The organism is Lonsdalea britannica (assembly GCF_946477055.1).
GTDB lineage: Bacteria > Pseudomonadota > Gammaproteobacteria > Enterobacterales > Enterobacteriaceae > Lonsdalea > Lonsdalea britannica_A.
Map to the genome: position 1 here is coordinate 1 of NZ_CAMKXG010000263.1, position 4,714 is coordinate 4,714.

Annotated in this window: 4 protein-coding genes; 1 reads left to right on the forward strand and 3 read right to left on the reverse strand. The window is 54.2% G+C overall.

Annotated elements, in window-relative coordinates; genetic code table 11:
• Nucleotides 1-18: 18 nt before the first annotated feature.
• Together Q7O77_RS14755 and Q7O77_RS14760 are read right to left on the reverse strand one after the other, a co-directional pair.
• A complete protein-coding gene (locus tag Q7O77_RS14755; protein WP_304168818.1) occupies nt 19-1,020 on the reverse strand; it encodes an alcohol dehydrogenase catalytic domain-containing protein in 1,002 nt (333 codons plus the stop codon).
• A 1,252-nt stretch (nt 1,021-2,272) separates the two neighbouring features.
• Nucleotides 2,273-3,130, reverse strand: a complete 858-nt coding sequence (locus tag Q7O77_RS14760) for an SDR family oxidoreductase (protein WP_304168822.1) — start codon at nt 3,128-3,130, stop codon at nt 2,273-2,275.
• Nucleotides 3,131-3,290: 160 nt separating this feature from the next.
• Between Q7O77_RS14760 and Q7O77_RS14765 the strand changes: the two genes are divergently transcribed.
• Nucleotides 3,291-3,677, forward strand: coding sequence for a helix-turn-helix domain-containing protein (locus Q7O77_RS14765; RefSeq protein ID WP_304168825.1), 387 nt, complete (start codon nt 3,291-3,293; stop codon nt 3,675-3,677).
• Between the two features lie 113 nt (nt 3,678-3,790).
• Here the strand turns inward: Q7O77_RS14765 and Q7O77_RS14770 are convergent, their stop codons facing one another.
• Nucleotides 3,791-4,228, reverse strand: a complete 438-nt coding sequence (locus Q7O77_RS14770; protein ID WP_304168828.1) for a hypothetical protein — start codon at nt 4,226-4,228, stop codon at nt 3,791-3,793.
• Between the last annotated feature and the right edge of the window lie 486 nt (nt 4,229-4,714).

A 4,714-nucleotide genomic window follows, 5' to 3' on the forward strand; every position in this document is an offset into this window, starting at 1 on the left:
GTTTTACTCAGTTCAGGGTCACACCCGCACCAGCGGCTTGCCGGAAAATGAGCGGTGGCGCAGTTCGTCCAGCAGCAGCGGCAGCTCAGAGAAATCGCGGGCCACGCGCGCTTCCGACTGCAATCGCTCCTCCTCCAGGTCAATCAGCAGCAGTTCGCCCGCAGCCGTCAGCCGCGCCCACGCAGCTTCGTCACCAAACTGATGCAGCGCGCCCAGCGCCACTTCATGCAGGGAGATCGCCCGCCCGAACGGTGCGCAAGGCCAGTTCGCAACGCGGTCCTGAATACAGACCAGATGACCGTTCGCCTGCAACGCCGGGGACAATCGTTCGGCGTGGTCGGCGCTCACGCTGTCAATGACGGCAAAGAACCCCACGTTCTCTTTCGGCCAGCATGGATCGTCCGCCAGCTCGCTCGCGACGCACGCTCTCGCACCCAGCGTCCGCAACCGTTCCCAGTGGCGGGGATGGCTCATGGCGGTCACGTTAAATCCATAAGCGGCGGCCAACTGCACCAGATAGTGCCCGACCGACCCGCCCGCGCCGCTAATCAATACCGGCTGACCCGACTGTGGGGGCAGTTTATCCAGCGCCAACCACGCGGTGAGCGCCGGACATGGCACGCTGGCCGCAATGGAGAAATCCAGTTGATGAGGCAGGCGTAGCAGTGCGCGCATATCGACGGGCGCAAACTCGGCAAAACTGCCGGGAGATTGCAAGTTCTGGTGGTAGGCGACACGCTGGCCCAGCCAGCGGTCGGAGACGTCCTCACCAACCGCTACCACGACGCCCGCGCCGTCGACGCCCGGCACTTTACCGGGCTGCCAACGCAGACTCTCAGCGCCCAACACTTTCCAATCCACTGGGTTCAAGCCAATCACGACGTTGCGCACCAACACCTGATCGGCGGCCGGCGGCGGCAAGGGAATGCGTTCGAGTTTCAGATCGTGGGGATCGTTACCGTCATGCCAGGTCCATGCCCGGTAGGTTTCAGGAAGCACTTCGCGCTGTTTATCCGTCATCTTTCTTTTCCATGATAAAGGTCTAGTCGTAGCTGAGGGGTCAATGCCCTCTCCAACTCAATAACGATGAGATATCCGTTTCATTTATTTTCCAGCTCCGCTGACCGCGTCGACCTTGACGTTTTTCTCGCGACGGCGGTCACTCTCATACCGCATCAAGGCTATGCAGATTACGGCTCAATATCCGCGGCTAAAGGGGGATGGTATTGATTCGCCCCCGGGCCTATCCGTGATGCTCCGATGCATTTTCTCACCAATGCGCTCGGGATAACGTTCGTTGGCTATGAGACAGCGAAATGCCAAAGTTGTTGCGTCAGAAATCCCACGTATCCTGCGCGGCACCGGAAAGAGGGCCAAGGCGGAGGCAATAACCCCGTACCTCCACGCGACCACAGCGCAAGGCTGTTTTTGTCTGTTCACGATAGGATTCGAGCCGCTGGAGGGCACGTTGCGGCATTAGCAGACACAAGGTCTGGCCGGTTGATGGTCGATAGCGGCTTGGTTAAGGGTGTGAACTGAGGGAAGCGCGATGATCATTGCGGGCAGGATACGGCGCTTGAGAGCATTTTTTATCCTTTTGATATATATCGTTATATACCCTTTTATACTACGTCTGCACCGTTCTGATTTTTATGACTCAGATCACTCTTTTACCGGACAACATCTGCCGACAGGCCAACGCCTCCCCCCAAATGTCATTTTTTATTCAATCAATTCAGTCAAATATCATCGATGGGCCCTATGTTAACTCACCCGCCGTGTTCCCTGAATGAGAGTAAAAAGCAGTAGGACCCTGCCCGGTTTTAAGCAACGCGTGGCATAGGTTCATACATTGGCTTGACAGTCTAGTCCTGTCAGTTCATAAATGAACCGTACTGTACGGTATTTTTATGGCGTACTCTAACGATGGCATTTATGTGAGAAAGGAGAGGTTATGAAAGGTGTACTGCTGTTGAGCTGCATCACGTCAGTATTGATGTTGTCCGGCTGTGTCTCTTTATTTTAGGCGAACGTTATTCGGCGAGCGCTCAGATCCACGTTGATTAAACGCACTGGAGATTCGATGAAAGGTCTTTTTTGGTTGGGCGGCATGACTGCCGTATTGATGCTGACGGGCTGTATTGCGCTAGGCACTCACATTTAATCACGAGACCGACCCGCACTGAGGTCGAAGAAAGTGATGTCCGGCGGCGACAGCCGTTGCTATGACGATGACCCCGCGCTTCTCCACGAGAAGGCGGGGTCGTTTGCATTACAGCGACGCCAACGTGTCGGCGATCACTTTTTGATAGGACACGGTCGGGCGTCCCAGAAGACGGCTCAACGTTTTACTGTCATCAAACAGCGCGCCTTCGGCTGCACCCGCATCGGAGTCAGCCAGCACATCGGCCAGACCATCCGGTAAGCCCGCGCCCTTCAGCGCATTGGCAAACTCTGCGACCGGCAGATCGACATAAGCGATGGTTTTTCCAGACTGACTGGAGATCTCCGCCGCAAACTCCGCCAGCGTATAGCTGTCGTCGCCCGCCAGTTCGTAGACTTTTCCTGCCTGATCGTCTTGCAGCAAAACGGCGGCTGCCGCACCCGCGTAGTCCGCCCGCGCCGCCGATGCGATGCGTCCTTCACGCGCTGCGCCGATGTAGGCGTCGTGCGCCAAAGCCGGGGCAATGCTGGCGGCATAGTTTTCGGTATACCAGCCGTTGCGCAGCAAGACGAAAGGCACGCCTGAGGCCTTCAGTGCGGCTTCAGTCTGGCGGTGTTCTTCACCCAGCATCAGCGGCGAGGTATCCGTATGCAGCAGGCTGGTGTAGGCGATCAACCCGACTTCCGCTGCCTTGGCGGCATCAATCACCGCACGGTGCTGCGTGGTACGCTGCCCCACTTCACTGGAGGAGATCAGCAGCAGTTTATCAATCCCCTGGAACGCCGTGGCCAGCGTCGCCGGTTGGCTGTAATCCGCCTGACGAACGAGTACGCCACGCTCAGCCAAATCCTGCGCTTTCGACGGGTTACGAACTGCGGCAATGATCTGATCAGCGGGAACTTTTTTCAGCAATGCTTCAATGACAAGACGACCTAACTGACCTGTTGCACCGGTTACTGCAATCATGATGACCTCCGTTTAGGGTTGTAGGGCACGCGAAGACTCCCGTCATGCCCACACAGTATCGATATTCACTTCGTAGACAGGGGAGACTATAAAGGATACACTCTCTTTTAGTAAGTACTTACCTTTTGGTAAGTTTAAACTTTATTATCAGGAAGACGAGATGCCTACCCAAAGCAGCCGTGAACTCGGCCCCAATCATGAAGAAATTCGCTACGGCAAGTTGCTGGATGCCAACTGCCCATCACGGGATGTGCTGCAACATATCGCCAGCCGCTGGGGCATTCTGGTGCTGATTGCTCTGGACGAGGACACGTTGCGTTTCAGCGAGCTGCGCAGGAAAATCAGCGGGATCAGCGAAAAGATGCTGGCCCAGACGCTGCAGATGTTTGAGCGGGATGGTTTCGTACACCGCAACATGTTGCCCGTGGTTCCCCCGCATACGGAATATTCGCTCACGCCGCTCGGCCGCGAGGTCTACGAGCGCGTCATTCAGTTAGCGGATTGGATTGAGCTAAATTTGCCGAAAATTATGCAGGCCGGGCAATAGCCCTTTGCCTCTATGGCTTCACGCTTGGCGGGTATGTCGTGGAGAAGGTCAAAGGAAAAGTAAAACAGCGATGGCGCTACATCGATTAGAAAGTAGCGCCTCATCGAGGTAGGTTACTGCGGGGTGTCTTGCTGCAGATAATCCGTCAGGAAGTACTGCGCGTTGCCAGACTGCGACAGCGTATCGTCATAACCGACCATCGTTTCCTGTACTTCGCCGGGCAGATACAGTTCCCCATAACCGCTACGAATAATCAGTACGACGAATTTTTTGCCGTCGACCTGCGTCGAGTAGCGCGTATCTTTGCTGGTTTTCTCCACATCCATTTTCTGGATGCGCATTTTCCAGTCGTGATCGATCCCATCGATCTGCACTAACGCCTGATTGGCGGCACGTTCACCATAACGTAAGGTCCAGACTTTTACGCCCTGCTCGCCACTATAAGCCACCACATTGTCGCCGACCGGCGGACGCGGAGCCTCTGTGGCGGCACAAACAGCTGTCGTCATGAACAATCCCAGAATCAACGCCATCCAATGTATTTTTCGCATGTTTCTTCCTCTATTTAGCGGCGAACGCCTGCCTTGGTGGTCGGGATTGTTCCATTTATCAGTAGGATGTTCAATGACACAACGCGAGGAAACGAATCATTCACCTGCAATGTCATTCCCTCGATCAATAATCACAAGACCAGCCTTAAGTACTTAATTTCCTCCACCTCAAATCACGCCCATATCGCCATCGCGTGGTTGAAATGCAGGATGTCGTTTTTTATTCAGGGATAAAAAGTGATGAAAAGACCACTATTTTCCATTCAGTAATCGACACACGATATAGTCAATCAATGGTAATAATTAGTTTTGCTACATAGTTTGGTTAATTAATGCATAGGATGCTCATGTTAAAGATGCGTATTTATTAATGGCGTGAGGTTTTATTCTTCTGTCAAGAATAGTGAGCGCATCCTCTAAAACCGAAACGCAAAAAGGCGTTAACGTTGACGCATCAGGTAGACAAATAGCGGTTAAAACAGCCAA